This is a genomic window from Nocardia sp. Root136 (assembly GCF_001427185.1).
Taxonomy (GTDB): domain Bacteria; phylum Actinomycetota; class Actinomycetes; order Mycobacteriales; family Mycobacteriaceae; genus Nocardia; species Nocardia salmonicida.
In genome coordinates this window covers 212911-225601 of record NZ_LMFE01000011.1, presented here as the reverse complement: position 1 = coordinate 225601, position 12691 = coordinate 212911, and the positions used below count along the sequence as shown (strand labels likewise).

The 12691-nt window shown below is 67.0% G+C and carries 13 protein-coding genes; 12 read left to right on the top strand and 1 reads right to left on the bottom strand.

Annotation, left to right across the window (positions count from 1 at the left end):
• The first annotated feature begins 64 nt into the window (after positions 1-64).
• Positions 65-1072: an EamA family transporter gene (locus tag ASD42_RS28685; protein ID WP_235569868.1), complete on the top strand. Its 1008-nt coding sequence runs from the start codon at positions 65-67 to the stop codon at positions 1070-1072.
• Positions 1073-1086: 14 nt separating this feature from the next.
• Here the strand turns inward: ASD42_RS28685 and ASD42_RS28680 are convergent, their stop codons facing one another.
• Positions 1087-1713, bottom strand: coding sequence for a TetR/AcrR family transcriptional regulator (locus tag ASD42_RS28680; RefSeq protein ID WP_056822348.1), 627 nt, complete (start codon positions 1711-1713; stop codon positions 1087-1089).
• Between the two features lie 103 nt (positions 1714-1816).
• Here ASD42_RS28680 and ASD42_RS28675 point away from each other — a divergent pair, with 103 nt between their 5' ends.
• The 11 genes from ASD42_RS28675 to zomB all read left to right on the top strand — a co-directional run bounded on the left by ASD42_RS28675 (position 1817) and on the right by zomB (position 12673).
• The gene (locus ASD42_RS28675) at positions 1817-2527 is read left to right on the top strand and encodes an SDR family NAD(P)-dependent oxidoreductase (RefSeq protein WP_056822346.1); all 711 of its coding nucleotides are present in this window, start codon (positions 1817-1819) and stop codon (positions 2525-2527) included.
• 56 nt (positions 2528-2583) lie between these two features.
• Positions 2584-3342: a MerR family transcriptional regulator gene (locus ASD42_RS28670; RefSeq protein ID WP_056822343.1), complete on the top strand. Its 759-nt coding sequence runs from the start codon at positions 2584-2586 to the stop codon at positions 3340-3342.
• Positions 3343-3477: 135 nt separating this feature from the next.
• Complete coding sequence (locus ASD42_RS28665) at positions 3478-4011, top strand: hypothetical protein (protein WP_056822341.1); 534 nt, start codon at positions 3478-3480, stop codon at positions 4009-4011.
• Between the two features lie 31 nt (positions 4012-4042).
• Positions 4043-4453, top strand: a complete 411-nt coding sequence (locus tag ASD42_RS28660) for a hypothetical protein (RefSeq protein ID WP_131817084.1) — start codon at positions 4043-4045, stop codon at positions 4451-4453.
• Between the two features lie 89 nt (positions 4454-4542).
• Positions 4543-5088 carry a hypothetical protein gene (locus ASD42_RS28655; RefSeq protein WP_056822334.1) on the top strand — a complete coding sequence of 182 codons (546 nt, stop codon included), beginning with the start codon at positions 4543-4545 and terminating at the stop codon, positions 5086-5088.
• An 82-nt stretch (positions 5089-5170) separates the two neighbouring features.
• Positions 5171-5833 carry a hypothetical protein gene (locus tag ASD42_RS28650; RefSeq protein ID WP_156677621.1) on the top strand — a complete coding sequence of 221 codons (663 nt, stop codon included), beginning with the start codon at positions 5171-5173 and terminating at the stop codon, positions 5831-5833.
• Between the two features lie 236 nt (positions 5834-6069).
• Positions 6070-7308, top strand: coding sequence for a UDP-galactopyranose mutase (gene glf, locus ASD42_RS28645; protein ID WP_056822328.1), 1239 nt, complete (start codon positions 6070-6072; stop codon positions 7306-7308).
• Complete coding sequence (locus tag ASD42_RS28640; RefSeq protein ID WP_056822323.1) at positions 7305-9227, top strand: glycosyltransferase; 1923 nt, start codon at positions 7305-7307, stop codon at positions 9225-9227. Before glf ends, ASD42_RS28640 begins: the two co-directional genes overlap by 4 nt.
• A 98-nt stretch (positions 9228-9325) precedes the next feature.
• Positions 9326-9814: a phosphatase PAP2 family protein gene (locus tag ASD42_RS28635; protein WP_056822783.1), complete on the top strand. Its 489-nt coding sequence runs from the start codon at positions 9326-9328 to the stop codon at positions 9812-9814.
• Between the two features lie 26 nt (positions 9815-9840).
• Positions 9841-10773, top strand: a complete 933-nt coding sequence (locus ASD42_RS28630) for a decaprenyl-phosphate phosphoribosyltransferase (RefSeq protein ID WP_056822319.1) — start codon at positions 9841-9843, stop codon at positions 10771-10773.
• 4 nt (positions 10774-10777) lie between these two features.
• Positions 10778-12673, top strand: coding sequence for a flagellar motor control protein ZomB (gene zomB / locus ASD42_RS28625; protein WP_056822316.1), 1896 nt, complete (start codon positions 10778-10780; stop codon positions 12671-12673).
• Positions 12674-12691: the final 18 nt, after the last annotated feature.

Below are 12691 nucleotides of genomic sequence, written 5' to 3'. Positions count from 1 at the left end.
CTTGACGCAGAGATATCTCAGCGAGTAGATATTTCAATGTTGAGATTATCAATCAGGAGTGAACATGACGACCGCAACCCGCTCCACCGGCTACGCGGGCACCCTCGCGCTCACCGCCCTCACCCCGATCGTGTGGGGCTCCACCTACGCGGTGACCACTGAATTCCTGCCGCCCGACCGGCCGCTGTTCACGGCCCTGATGCGCGCGCTGCCCGCCGGGCTGGTGCTGCTCGCACTGACCAGGGTGCTGCCGCACGGTCAGTGGCTCGGTCGCGCCGCGGTGCTCGGCGTGCTCAATATCGGCGCGTTCTTCCCGCTGCTGTTCCTGGCCGCGTATCGGCTGCCGGGTGGGGTCGCGGGGGTGCTCGGCGCGGTCGCGCCGATGTTCGCGCTCGGATTCGCCGCGGTGCTGCTGGCCGAAGCGCCGTCGAGGCGGAAGGTGATCGCGGGTGTCGTCGGCGTGCTGGGAGTCTCGCTGGTGGTGCTTCGCGGCAGTGTCGAACTCGATCTGATCGGCGTGCTCGCCGGGCTCGCCGGTGCGGCCTCGATGGCGGCGGGCACCGTGCTCACCAAGAAGTGGGGACGACCCGATGGCGTCGGCCCGCTGGCGATGACCGGCTGGCAGCTCACCGCGGGCGGGCTGTTCATCGCGCCGCTCGCCCTGCTGATCGAAGGCGCACCGCCCGCGCTCGACGGACAGGCCATCGGCGGGTACCTGTACCTCGGCGTCATCGGCACCGCGCTGGCCTACTGGCTGTGGGTGCGCGGAATCTCGCGGGTGCCGGCGACTTCGGTGTCATTCCTCGGGCTGCTCAGTCCCGTGTCGGCCGCGGTGATCGGTTGGATCGCACTGGGTCAGGCGCTGACCGCCCTGCAGATCCTCGGCCTCGGCGTCGCTCTCGCGGCTACGGTCTTCGGGCAGATGCCGTCCAAGTCGGTCGACCGTTCCGCCGGAGGTGTTGTGGGAGAACAGGTGCCGCCTGTGGGTGATCCGGTCGAACGCCGCGAAGATGCCGAGCCGACAGTGAACTCGGTTGCGCCGGAATTGGTTTCGGCGACTAATCGGGTCTGAGCGTGCCGATTGGGTCAGCCGCGCATCGCCTGCATCAACTGGTCCTCGGTGAGGGCCGGAACCGGCAGGGGGTGCGCGGCTTTCGCGCGTAGGCCGTCGAAGATGAGGGCGAGATTGCGCCGCCAGAGGTCGGGGGCGACGGTGCTGGTGGCGGCGAGAACGCTGATGTGGGACCAGGTGATGAAGGCGATGTCTTCGAGGGTCCAGTCCGGCCGCAGTGCGCCAGCCTCCTGGGCGCGCGCGATGATGCGGCGCATGAGGCCGTGGCCGTATTCGCGTGCGCGCTCGACGGCGGCGCTGGGGGGATTTCGCAGGGCGAGATCGCCGAGAATGCGGTCCGACGCCTGGAGTTCGCAGATCTTCTCGACCAGAAAGACGAACGACTCCCACGGGTCGGTGAGCGCGAGTGCCTGTTCGGCGACCCGGCCGCCCGCTTCCAGGCGGTCCGCGGCGGCGGCGGCGATCAGTGCGTCGCGGGTGGGGAAACGGTTGTAGAGGGTGCCGATCGCGACGCCCGCGCGGGCGGCGATGTCTTTGAGCGGGGCGTCGAGGCCCCGTTCTTCGAAGACCTCGCGGGCTGCCGTCACGAGCGCGGCGCGGTTGCGTTCGGCGTCGCTGCGCAACGGCTTGTCCTCGGGCATCCGCTGATCCTACAAATCTGGCGGTCGAAATATCTTGAGCATAGGTTCAACTTAGTGCTACGTTCGGCATAACTTGAACCAACACTCAACTTAGGAGCATCTGATGAGTACGCTCGCGATCTTCGGCTACGGACCGGGACTCGGCGCCGGGACGGCACAGCACTTCGGCCGCAACGGTTTTCGGATCGCGGTGATCGGCCGCGAACCGGTAGAGCGCGCCGCGGCCCTGCGCGCGGAGGGCATCGATGCAGAACCGTTCGTCGCCGACGTCACCGATCCCGCGCAAGTGCTCGACGTGGTCGGTCGGGTCGAGGAGAAGCTGGGGCCGATCGATATCGCGCTGCATTCGGCGGCCGCCGATATGTCGGTACGCAGCGCCACCACCATCGACGTCGACCTGCCATCACTCGAGCTGCCGATCGCGCTCAAGGTGTACTCGCCGATCCTTCTCACCCGCGCCCTGCTGCCCGCGATGATCGCCCGCGGCAGTGGCACGCTGCTGTTCACCTCCGGTGCCTCGGAGGAGTTTTTGCAGCCCTACCTGGCGAATGTCGGGGTCGCGCTGGGGGCGCAGCGCGCCTACGTGCGGCAGTTGGCGCGCGAAGTGGAAGGCACCGGTGTCTACGTCGGGCTGTTCGCCATCGGCTCGCTGATCGAGAACAGTGCGGTCCAGTCGGTCATCGACGCGAATCCCGACCTCGTGCCCGCCGGGCTGGTGTTGCCGCGGATCGGTAATGCCGAGCTGGGCGCGCGGTTGTGGCGCATGTACACCGAGCGCGACACGGTAGAGGTCGAAGTCGGCTTCGCGGCTTGACCTTGACGTAGCGTCAACTTGCAGAGTGGAGGAACCGACGAGAAAGGGAGCAGGTCATGGTGGGTGAATGGTCCATTCAGGACCTCGCGAAGGCCGCGGGAACCACCAGTCGTACGTTGCGCCACTACGGGCAGCTCGGGCTGTTGGAGCCGAGCCGGATCGGGGCCAACGGCTATCGCTATTACGACCAGACCTCTCTCGTTCGGCTGCAGCGAATTCTGCTGCTGCGCGAACTCGGCCTCGGCCTTCCCGTGATCGCCGAAGTCCTCGCCGGAGAACAGGACACCGCCGGTGCGCTGCGGACCCACCTGGAACTGCTTCGGCAGCAGCAGGATCGGGTGGCGCGGCAGATCGAGTCGGTGTCGACCACTTTGCACAAGACGGAAAGAGGTGAACCGCTCATGGCCGCAGAGGTTTTCGACGGTTTCGACCACACGCAGTACAAGGACGAGGTCACCGAGCGCTGGGGCAAGGAGGCCTACGAGAGCGGTGATCGCTGGTGGCGCTCGCTGACCGATGCCGAGAAAAAGCGTTTCCAGCAGACCCAGCTCGACATCGCCGCCGACTTCGGAAAGGCCTTCACCGCAGGGCTTCCCGTGGAAGGCGACGTCGTCCAGGCGATCGTCACCCGGCATCGTGCCTGGCTCGGTGACGGCACGCAGGGCAAGCCGGTGTCGAACGAATACCTGCTCGGACTCGGCGAAATGTACGTCGCCGACCCGCGCTTTCGAGGCAACTACGACGTGCACGGCGAAGGCGCTGCCGAGTACATCCTGGAAGCCTTCCGGGCTTACGTCGCAGCGCATCCCGCCTGACGAGCTGGGGGCGGGCGGTCGTACGCCGAGCGGGCATCCGCACCCGGGCAGTCGGTGTCCGGGTGCGGTTGTCGTCGAGGACACTAGGCTGCCGAAGACCGAATGATGTGCTGCACGAGGTCGCGAGGGGGAGCGATGGATGACCAGCAAAGACCGCAGGGTCATGTGCCGCAGAAGAGCGGATCGTTGTCGAGTCCGCCCGTCGCTGTCTTGCTCGGCGGCATCGGGTCCGTCGTGGTCGGGCTGTTCGGGCTGAGCCGAGCTGCGGCGGCCCTCTCGGCTCTGCACGCTACTTCCACCCGATGGAAACAGTCGCAACTGCCCGTCGATTGGAATCTCCAGATGCTCGAGCATCAAATCGACCTCGCGGTCGGCGCGGTGCTCGCGGTGTTGCTCGGGTTGGGCGGAGTCCTGGTGCTCGGTCGGCGTGCGCGCGGACTGAACATGGTGATCATCGGTAGCGGGCTCGCGATATTCGCGCTCTGGGGCGCAGCGTCGATGTCTGCCAGGTCCGACGAGCTGGTGTTCTTCGTCTTGTACTCGCTGCTCCCGTGCGGGACTCTGCTCGCCGCGCTGCTCCCATCGAGTCAGCGATGGATTGATTCCGGGCCGAACGCCCAGCTCGCACAGTCGAACACCCCGCACTCGCCGGTTCCGCCGTATAACTGACGGCGACATCGACAGATTTGCGGGGGCAGTGGTGGAACATGTGCGGCCGGAGCGGCCTTCGCGCGCGGTGACCGCGCTGATCGCGGGCTGGCTCGGGGTGCTGGTCGGCGCGGCGGGAATCTTCGTCGGCACGGCGACCGCCGTACTGCGGGCGACAGGGCGCGAGATCGACCTCGATTACGTGGGCGCGGGGATCGTGGGTGGGCTCGGGGTGGTCTATCTGGTCGGGGCGATGCTGCTGTTGCGGCGACGGATGGTCGGCAGGCGGTTACTGCTCAGCATGGCGGCGGTGATGGCGGGGGCGACCTTGCTGGTCATCGTCCTCAACGGGGCCAGCCATGGATGGGGGGTCGGGCCGCTGGATTTCTGGTTGATCGTCAATGTGGTGATCCTCGCGCTCAGTCTGAGCGAGCCGACGCGGCGTTGGACCACTACGCGTTAAGGCGTACCTGCGCCTGCGCTCCGGCCATGCGCAGCTGAGGAACGCTGCGCGGCCGCGCTTACTAGGGCGGTACGGGATACGGTCGGGGGATGGTCGTGCTGGAGACGAAGTCGAAGAGCGGTGAGGCGGCGGCGATCGTGGCCGTGTGCCTCGCGGGGTGCGCCGCGGTGGCGAATCTGGTGGGGGCCGTGGTTCTCGTGCGGTCGTTCCTGAGCGATCCGGGCGAGCTCGACGACTCGCTGACGCTGTTCGCCACGCTCGGCGCTCTGGTGTCGGTGTTCGCGTTCGTCTACGGTGGCGTGCTTGTGGCGCGCCGGGACGAGGCCGGGCGATGGGTGATCATGGTCGCCGCGGGCACGCAACTCGCCCTCGGTGTCCTCGGCCTGCTCGCCACGCTCGTGAACTACGACTCCGGGTACGGGATCCACTGGTTCGCCGACGAATCCGTCGTTCGTTCGCTTCTGATCGGCCTCGGTGGGGTACCCGGTGCCGTAACGGCGATCGTGAATCACAGTTGGGCGGCGGCACTTTCGAGTGCGGTGTTCGGTGGGCTCGTGCTGTCGGCCGCGGCGTTGCCGCAGACCGCGGCGCACACCCTCGCTCGCCCGGAAAGTGTTGTCGGACCGAACGTATAGTTTCAGCAGGTCAGCATCGTCGCGGCGGGTGCTGCGAGGCGAGATAGCGGCTACAGGTACAGCTTGTCAGGAGGGGGACACCATGGGGTATCCGTACGGTCCACAGCAGGGCCACGACCCATATGCGGGACAGGGGTACGCGCAACCCGGCTACGGGCCCGACCCGTACGGGGGTCAGCCGGGTTACCCGCAGCCCTATGGCGCACCCGTCCAAAATGGTTATGGCGCACCGGCTTACGGCGCACCCTATCCGTACGCGCCGGGTTACGGCGAGCCGCGAGCGGGCGGCGGTACGGCGATCACCGCCGCGGTGATCGCGCTGCTGCTGTCGATTCTCGGGCTGCTCGTCATGGGGATCGCCACGGCCGTCATCTTCGGCAGCGATGCCGCCACCACGTCCGAGAACGAATTCCGCGGAGCATTGACGGTCGGCATGTTGATCGGGGTCGTGCCGTGCCTGTTGTTGCTGCTCGGCTCGATTCTGCTGTTCCGGCGCAAGACCGCGGGTCGGGTGATTCTCCTCCTCTTGTCCGGGCTCGCCCTGGTGTTCAGCGTGCTCTCGACCGTTCTCCCCCTGATCAGCGGCAACGGCGTAGCGGGAGAAGAGGCGACGTACGTGCTGATCGGCGGTGCCGTGAGTGCCGCGGCGCCGCTGCTGATCCTCCTGCTCGCCGTCGCACCGTCCACGGGCCGCTGGATTCGCGCCGGGCGCTCGGGCGGTTATCAGCAATACCCGCAGTACTGACGGTCAGCCCCACTTTCGGCTCGTAGTAGCGACGCACGGCTGCGACCCGTACGCCGGGCACCCTCGACCCGGAGTCGGCGGGATTCGCGCCGGGCGGCCCGGCGGATACCCGCATCAGGGGTACTGACGGTGGACTCGGGGCAGGGCACTTTCATCTGGGATGAATCGGCCCTGGTCAAGGCGTGGTCGGAGACTCCGCCGGGACAAACGGTGGTCTTCCGATACGCTGGGCACCCGTGACCGCCGCATCGTCCTCGGGTAACTCCGTCAACGCAGATTCCAACGCCCCGGCAAACCAGTACGACCTGATCGTGGTCGGCTCCGGTTTCTTCGGGCTGACCGTCGCCGAGCGTGCAGCGAACGTGCTGGGCAAGCGGGTGTTGGTGATCGACCGCCGCTACCACCTGGGTGGCAACGCCTACTCGGAACCCGAACCGGAAACCGGTATCGAGATCCACAAGTACGGCGCGCACCTGTTCCACACGTCGAACAAGAAGGTCTGGGACTACGTCACCCAGTTCACCGAGTTCACCGGATACCAGCACCGGGTGTTCGGGCTGCACAAGGGCCAGGCGTACCCGCTGCCGATGGGTCTCGGCATGATCTCGCAGTTCTTCGGCCGCTACTTCACCCCGGAAGAGGCCCGCAAGCTCATCGCCGAGCAGGCCGCCGAGGTCGAGTCCGCCGACGCGCAGAACCTCGAGGAGAAGGCGATCTCGCTGATCGGGCGCCCGCTCTACGAGGCGTTCATCCGCGACTACACCGCCAAGCAGTGGCAGACCGACCCGAAGGAACTGCCCGCGGGCAACATCACGCGCCTGCCCGTGCGCTACACCTTCGACAACCGCTACTTCAACGACACCTATGAGGGCCTGCCCAAGAACGGCTACACCAAGTGGCTGGAGAACATGGCCGCCTCCGACCTCATCGAGGTCAGGGTGAACACCGACTGGTTCGACGTGCGTGACGAGATCGTCGCGGCCAACCCGGACGCCCCCATCGTCTACACCGGCCCCCTCGACCACTACTTCGACTATGCCGAGGGCGAATTGGGCTGGCGCACCATCGACTTCGAGACCGAAGTCCTCGAGACCGGCGACTACCAGGGCACCTCGGTGATGAACTACAACGACGCCGATGTCCCCTTCACTCGCATCATCGAGCCGCGCCACTTCCACCCCGAGCGCGACTACCCGACCGACAAGACGGTCATCATGCGCGAGTTCTCCCGCTTCGCGCAGACCGGCGACGAGCCGTACTACCCGATCAACACCCCGGAGGACCGCGCCAAGCTCCTCGCCTACCGCGAGCGGGCCAAGCAGGAGACCGCCGAGAAGAAGGTGCTGTTCGGCGGCCGTCTCGGCACCTACCAGTACCTCGACATGCACATGGCGATCGGTTCGGCGCTGAGCATGTTCGAGAACGTGCTCCGTCCGCACCTGGAATCGGGCGCGGCGCTGGTGGACGAGGCATGACCACAGCGATGCTCGAAGACGTGACCACCGAAACTCGCGCCATCTCGCTGCTGCAGCGGGTGATCCTGCCGCGACCGGGTGAGCCCCTCGACGTGCGGACCCTCTACCTGGAGGAATCCACCACCAACGCCCGTCGCGCGCACGCCACCAGCCGCACCGCGCTCTCGATCGGCGCGGAGTCGGAGGTGTCGTTCTGCACCTACTTCAACGCGCTGCCCGCCAGCTACTGGCGTCGCTGGAGTGTGCTGAAGTCGGTGGTCCTTCGCCTGGAACTGGCCGGGCACGGCCGGGTGGACGTCTACCGTTCCAAGGCCGACGGCTCGCGAATTCACGTGCAGGGCAAGGAGTTCGCCGTCGTGCAAGGCGCGGACTCGGTGGACGTGGAGTTCGAAACCGATCTCGGCCCGTTCGAGGACGGCGGCTGGATCTGGTTCGACATCACCACCGACACGGCCGTCACGCTGCTGTCCGGCGGTTGGTACGCACCCCAGCAAGCGCCGGGCACGGGTTCCATCGCGGTCGGCATGCCCACGTTCAACCGCCCCACCGACCTGGTCAAGACGCTCGCCGCGCTCGGCTCGGATCCGTTGGTGCTCAACAACATCGCCGCGGTGATCGTCGCGGACCAGGGCAACCGCAAGGTCGTCGACGAGCCCGGTTTCACCGAAGCCGCCGCGACCCTCGGCGACCGGCTCGCCATCCGCGACCAGCCCAACCTCGGCGGCTCCGGCGGATACAGCCGGGTCATGTACGAGGCGCTCAAGACCGACGCCGAGTTCATCGTCTACATGGACGACGACATCGAGATCGAGCCCGACTCCATCCTGCGCGCCCTCGCGTTCTCCCGGTTCGCGAAGTCGCCGCTGCTGGTCGGCGGGCAGATGCTGAACCTGCAGGAGCGTTCGCACCTGCACAGCATGGGCGAGGTCGTCGATCGCTCGATCTTCATGTGGTCCTCGGCGCCGAATGTCGAATACGACCACGACTTCTCGAAGTACCCGCTCAAGGACCGCGACAACTCCAAGCTGCTGCACCGGCGCATCGACGTCGACTTCAACGGCTGGTGGACCTGCGTGATCCCGCGTCAGGTCGCCGAGCAGATCGGTCAGCCGCTGCCGCTGTTCCTCAAGTGGGACGACGTCGAGTACGGCCTGCGCGCGCGCGACGCCGGCTACCCGACCATCACCCTTCCCGGTGCGGCCGTCTGGCACATGGCCTGGTCCGACAAGGACGACGCCATCGACTGGCAGGCGTACTTCCACCTGCGCAACCGCCTCGTGGTCGCCTCCCTGCACCTGCCCGGTGACGGCAAGCCGATGATCGTGAACACGATCAAGGCCACCCTCAAGCACCTGCTGTGCCTGGAATACTCCACGGTCGCCATCCAGAACGAGGCGATCCGCGACTTCCTGGCAGGCCCGGAGGGTCTGTTCGACCTGCTCCCCACCGCGCTGGGCAAGATCCACGGCATGCGCAAGGAGTTCCCGGACGCGGTCGTGGTGCCCTCGTCCACCGAACTGCCGCTGGCCAACCGCCACGGTGTCGGCGCGGTCGGCGAACCGGGCAACCCGCTCGCCAAGGTCGCGCGCCTGGCCAAGGGCGTGGTGCACAACTTCCGCAAGGCCGATCCGGCCGCCTACGAGACGCCCCAGCTCAACGTGCCGACGCTGGACGCGCGCTGGTACCTGCTCTCGCAGGTCGACGGTGTCACCGTGACCACTGCCGACGGTCGCGGCGTCGTCTACCGCAAGCGTGACCCGCGCCAGGCCCGCGACCTGCTCAAGGAAGCGATGCGCCTGCGCAAGGAACTCACCGCCCGCTTCCCGGAGATGCAGCAGCGTTACCGGGCCGCGCACGCCGAGCTCACCAGCACGGCGGCGTGGGAGAAGACCTTCGGCCTGAACGGAACCGAGAAGTGACCGACACCGAACTGCCCGAGCTCGAACTGGCCGACGAAGGTTGCTGCGGCGGCTGCGACTGCAGCGGCGACTACGTCGAGGTCCCGGTCGAGGTCGCGATCCTCAATGCCGTCCAGGGCACCATCGGCAACAACCCGGCCGTCGTCTCCGCCGCGCGCGGCATGTCGCATTTCGGCGAGCACGCGCTGGGCTGGGTCGGCATCGCCGCCGCGGGCTGGCTGGTCGACAAGCCGCGTCGTCGGCAGTGGGCCGGTGTCGCTGTCGGCGCTGTGGGCGCGCACGCCGCGTCCATCGTGATCAAGCGGATCGTGCGGCGTCCGCGCCCCAATGATCCGTCGGTGCAGGTCAACGTGTCGACGCCGAGCAAGTTGAGCTTCCCGTCCTCGCACGCCACGTCCACCACCGCGGCGGCGGTGTTGCTCGGTCGCCTGACCGGGCTACCCTTGCCTGCGGTGATCGTCCCACCGATGCTGCTGTCCCGAGTTGTGCTCGGGGTGCATTACCCTTCCGACGTGATCGCCGGTTCCGCTTTGGGGGCCGCGTCGGCTGCTGCCGTGCTAGCCGCCGAAAAGAGACTCCGACAGTGACCGCAACTGAAAGAACCTTGGCTGAGATGAGCGAAGAACCGTCCGCTGCCGTCCTTGACGAGGGTGCTGTGAAGGGCCCGCCGAAGACGCTGCTCGGTGGTGTCATCAAGGCCATGCGCCCACGTCAGTGGGTGAAGAACGTCCTGGTGCTCGCCGCACCGCTCGCCGTCGGACCGGAAGCGGTCGGCGACGCGAGCGTGCTCGTGCATGTCGCGATCGCCTTCGTCGTGTTCTGCATGGCGGCCTCCGGCATCTACCTGGTCAACGACTCGCTCGATGTCGACGCCGACCGGGCCCACCCGACCAAGCGGTTCCGGCCGATCGCCGCGGGCGTCGTTCCTGTCAACCTGGCTTACGCTCTCTCGGCCGTACTGCTGATCGGCTCGATCGCCGGTTCGTTCCTGGCCTCGTGGCATCTGGCCGTGGTGATGGCGATCTACATCGGCATCCAGCTGGCGTACTGCCTCGGGCTCAAGCACCAGGCCGTGCTCGATATCTGCATCGTGTCCTCTGGCTTCCTCCTGCGCGCTGTCGCCGGTGGCGCGGCGGCGGGCATCGCCCTGTCGCAGTGGTTCCTGCTGATCATGGCGTTCGGATCGCTGTTCATGGCCGCGGGCAAGCGCTACGCCGAACTGCAGATCGCGCTGGACACCGGCGCCAAGATCCGCAAGTCGCTGGAGTACTACACCCCGACCTACCTGCGCTTCATCTGGACGCTCGCGGCCACCGCCGTCGTGGTCTTCTACGGCCTCTGGGCATTCCAGCAGGACTCGGCTCGAGACACCCAGTGGTACTCGATCTCGATGATCCCGTTTACCATCGCAATCCTGCGTTACGCGGTCGACGTCGATGGTGGCGAGGCCGGTGAACCCGAAGAGATCGCGTTGGGGGACCGCATCCTGCAGTTCCTCGCTATTGCCTGGATCGGAGCGGTAGGTGTCGCTGTCTATCTCACCTGACGAGATGTTGGTAGCGGAGCAGGATTCAACCGAAGACGAGCAGCTACGCGACGACGAGTCGCCGCGTACCGACGCGCGTTCCTCGGTGCTGTCCCGCGCCATCTTCGTCGGTGGGGTGGTCATTACCGCCGTGCTGTTCACGGTCGGTGCGTGGCAGCGGCGCTGGATCGCCGATGACGGCCTGATCGTGCTGCGCACGGTTCGCAACCTGCTCGCGGGCAACGGCCCGGTCTTCAATGTCGACGAGCGGGTCGAGGCCAATACCAGTACCGCGTGGACCTACCTGATCTGGTTCTTCTCCTGGCTCACCCAAGCCCGTCTCGAGTACGTGGTGCTCGGGGTGGCGCTGGGGGTCTCGGTGCTCGCGGTGGTGTTCGCGATGCTCGGCACCGCACGGCTGTGGGGTGGAACCAGTGGTCAGCTGCTGATTCCGGCCGGTGTGCTGGTCTACATCGCACTGCCGCCCGCGCGTGATTACGCCACCTCCGGGCTGGAGAGCGGTCTGGTGATCTGCTGGGTCGGGCTGCTGTGGTGGCTGATGATCCGCTGGAGCCAGGCCGCTGTCGTTCGCGTGCCCAGCCTGTTGGGCCTGGTCTTCCTGGCCGGGCTTGCGCCGCTGGTTCGCCCCGAGGCCACGCTGATCGGCGTGCTCGCGCTCGGCATGATCTTCCTGACGCCGATGCCGCAGTTCCGGTTCGGGCCGGTCGTGCTGCGCGCGCTGATCGTGCTCGTCGCCGGGATCGTGCCGGTGGGCTACCAGATCTGGCGAATGGGCTACTACGGCCTGCCCTATCCGAACACCGCGGTCGCCAAGGACGCGGGCGGAGCCAAGTGGGGCCAGGGGGCCACCTACCTGTGGGACCTGGTCGGTCCGTACTACCTGTGGATTCCGCTGCTCGTGCTGCTGATCGCCGGCGTGGTCGCGGGGATCGCGCGTGGCTTCGCGCTGCCGAGGTTGTCGGTGGCGGGTGTGCGGGCGTGGCTGCGTTCGCCGAGTGCGGTGGTCGTGATGGTGCTGGGCAGCGGTCTGCTGCTCACCGTGTACGCGGTGCGCGTCGGCGGCGACTTCATGCATGGGCGAATGCTGCTCACCCAACTGTTCCTGCTGCTGTTGCCGGTGGCAGTGCTGCCGATTCCGACGCGCCTCGGGAAGGCCGATTGGTCGGTCGTGGCGCTGCTGATCGCACTGCTCGGCACCGCGGGCTGGTCGCTGTACGCGTCGAACACGACCGCGATCACGACCGGCACCAAGATCCGCTCGTCGGGCATCGTCGACGAGCGCATCTACTACGTGCTCAACACCGGCAAAGACCACCCGATCCGGGCCGAGGACTATCTCGACTATCCGCGGATGCGGGCCATGGTCAACGACATCGCCGCCAACCCCAAGGGCGGCCTGCTGCTGAACTCGCCCGCGTTCACGTTCTGGTACCTCGACCCGCCGCCGGAGCCGATCCCCGATGGGGGCTCCGGGCACACGGTCTACTTCCTGAACCTGGGCATGACGAGCATGAACGTGCCGCTCGACGTGCGCGTGATCGACCCGATGGGCCTGGCCTACCCGCTTGCCGCACACTCGGACCGGCTGGCGGACGGCCGCATCGGCCACGACAAGAGCCTGCTGCCCGACTGGGTGGTGGCCGACTCGGGAATGGTCGACATCCACCCGTGGATGCCTTGGTACATGGATGAACAATGGGTCACCCAGGCGCGCACGGCGATGTCGTGCCCGCAGACCCAGGCGCTGATGGTCTCCGTCCGCGACCCGCTGACCTTCGCCCGGTTCAAGCACAACTTCCGCAACGCCCTGGCGTTCTCGAAGTACCGAATCGATCGGATCCCCAAGTACGAGATCCAGCGTTGTGGTCTCATCGACCCGTTCCCCGAACCCCCGCGCTGAATCGGCCCGGTCGGTCGG

Bases quoted from the DNA above. Each gene is read 5' to 3' on its own strand.
- ASD42_RS28670 (WP_056822343.1), top strand. From the start codon at position 2,584: ATGGTGGGTGAATGGTCCATTCAGGACCTCGCGAAGGCCGCGGGAACC.
- ASD42_RS28640 (WP_056822323.1), top strand. From the start codon at position 7,305: ATGACCACAGCGATGCTCGAAGACGTGACCACCGAAACTCGCGCCATC.
- ASD42_RS28685 (WP_235569868.1), top strand. From the start codon at position 65: ATGACGACCGCAACCCGCTCCACCGGCTACGCGGGCACCCTCGCGCTC.
- ASD42_RS28655 (WP_056822334.1), top strand. From the start codon at position 4,543: ATGGTCGTGCTGGAGACGAAGTCGAAGAGCGGTGAGGCGGCGGCGATC.
- ASD42_RS28675 (WP_056822346.1), top strand. From the start codon at position 1,817: ATGAGTACGCTCGCGATCTTCGGCTACGGACCGGGACTCGGCGCCGGG.
- ASD42_RS28680 (WP_056822348.1), bottom strand. From the start codon at position 1,713: ATGCCCGAGGACAAGCCGTTGCGCAGCGACGCCGAACGCAACCGCGCC.
- zomB (WP_056822316.1), top strand. From the start codon at position 10,778: ATGTTGGTAGCGGAGCAGGATTCAACCGAAGACGAGCAGCTACGCGAC.
- ASD42_RS28665 (WP_056822341.1), top strand. From the start codon at position 3,478: ATGGATGACCAGCAAAGACCGCAGGGTCATGTGCCGCAGAAGAGCGGA.
- ASD42_RS28630 (WP_056822319.1), top strand. From the start codon at position 9,841: ATGAGCGAAGAACCGTCCGCTGCCGTCCTTGACGAGGGTGCTGTGAAG.
- ASD42_RS28650 (WP_156677621.1), top strand. From the start codon at position 5,171: ATGGGGTATCCGTACGGTCCACAGCAGGGCCACGACCCATATGCGGGA.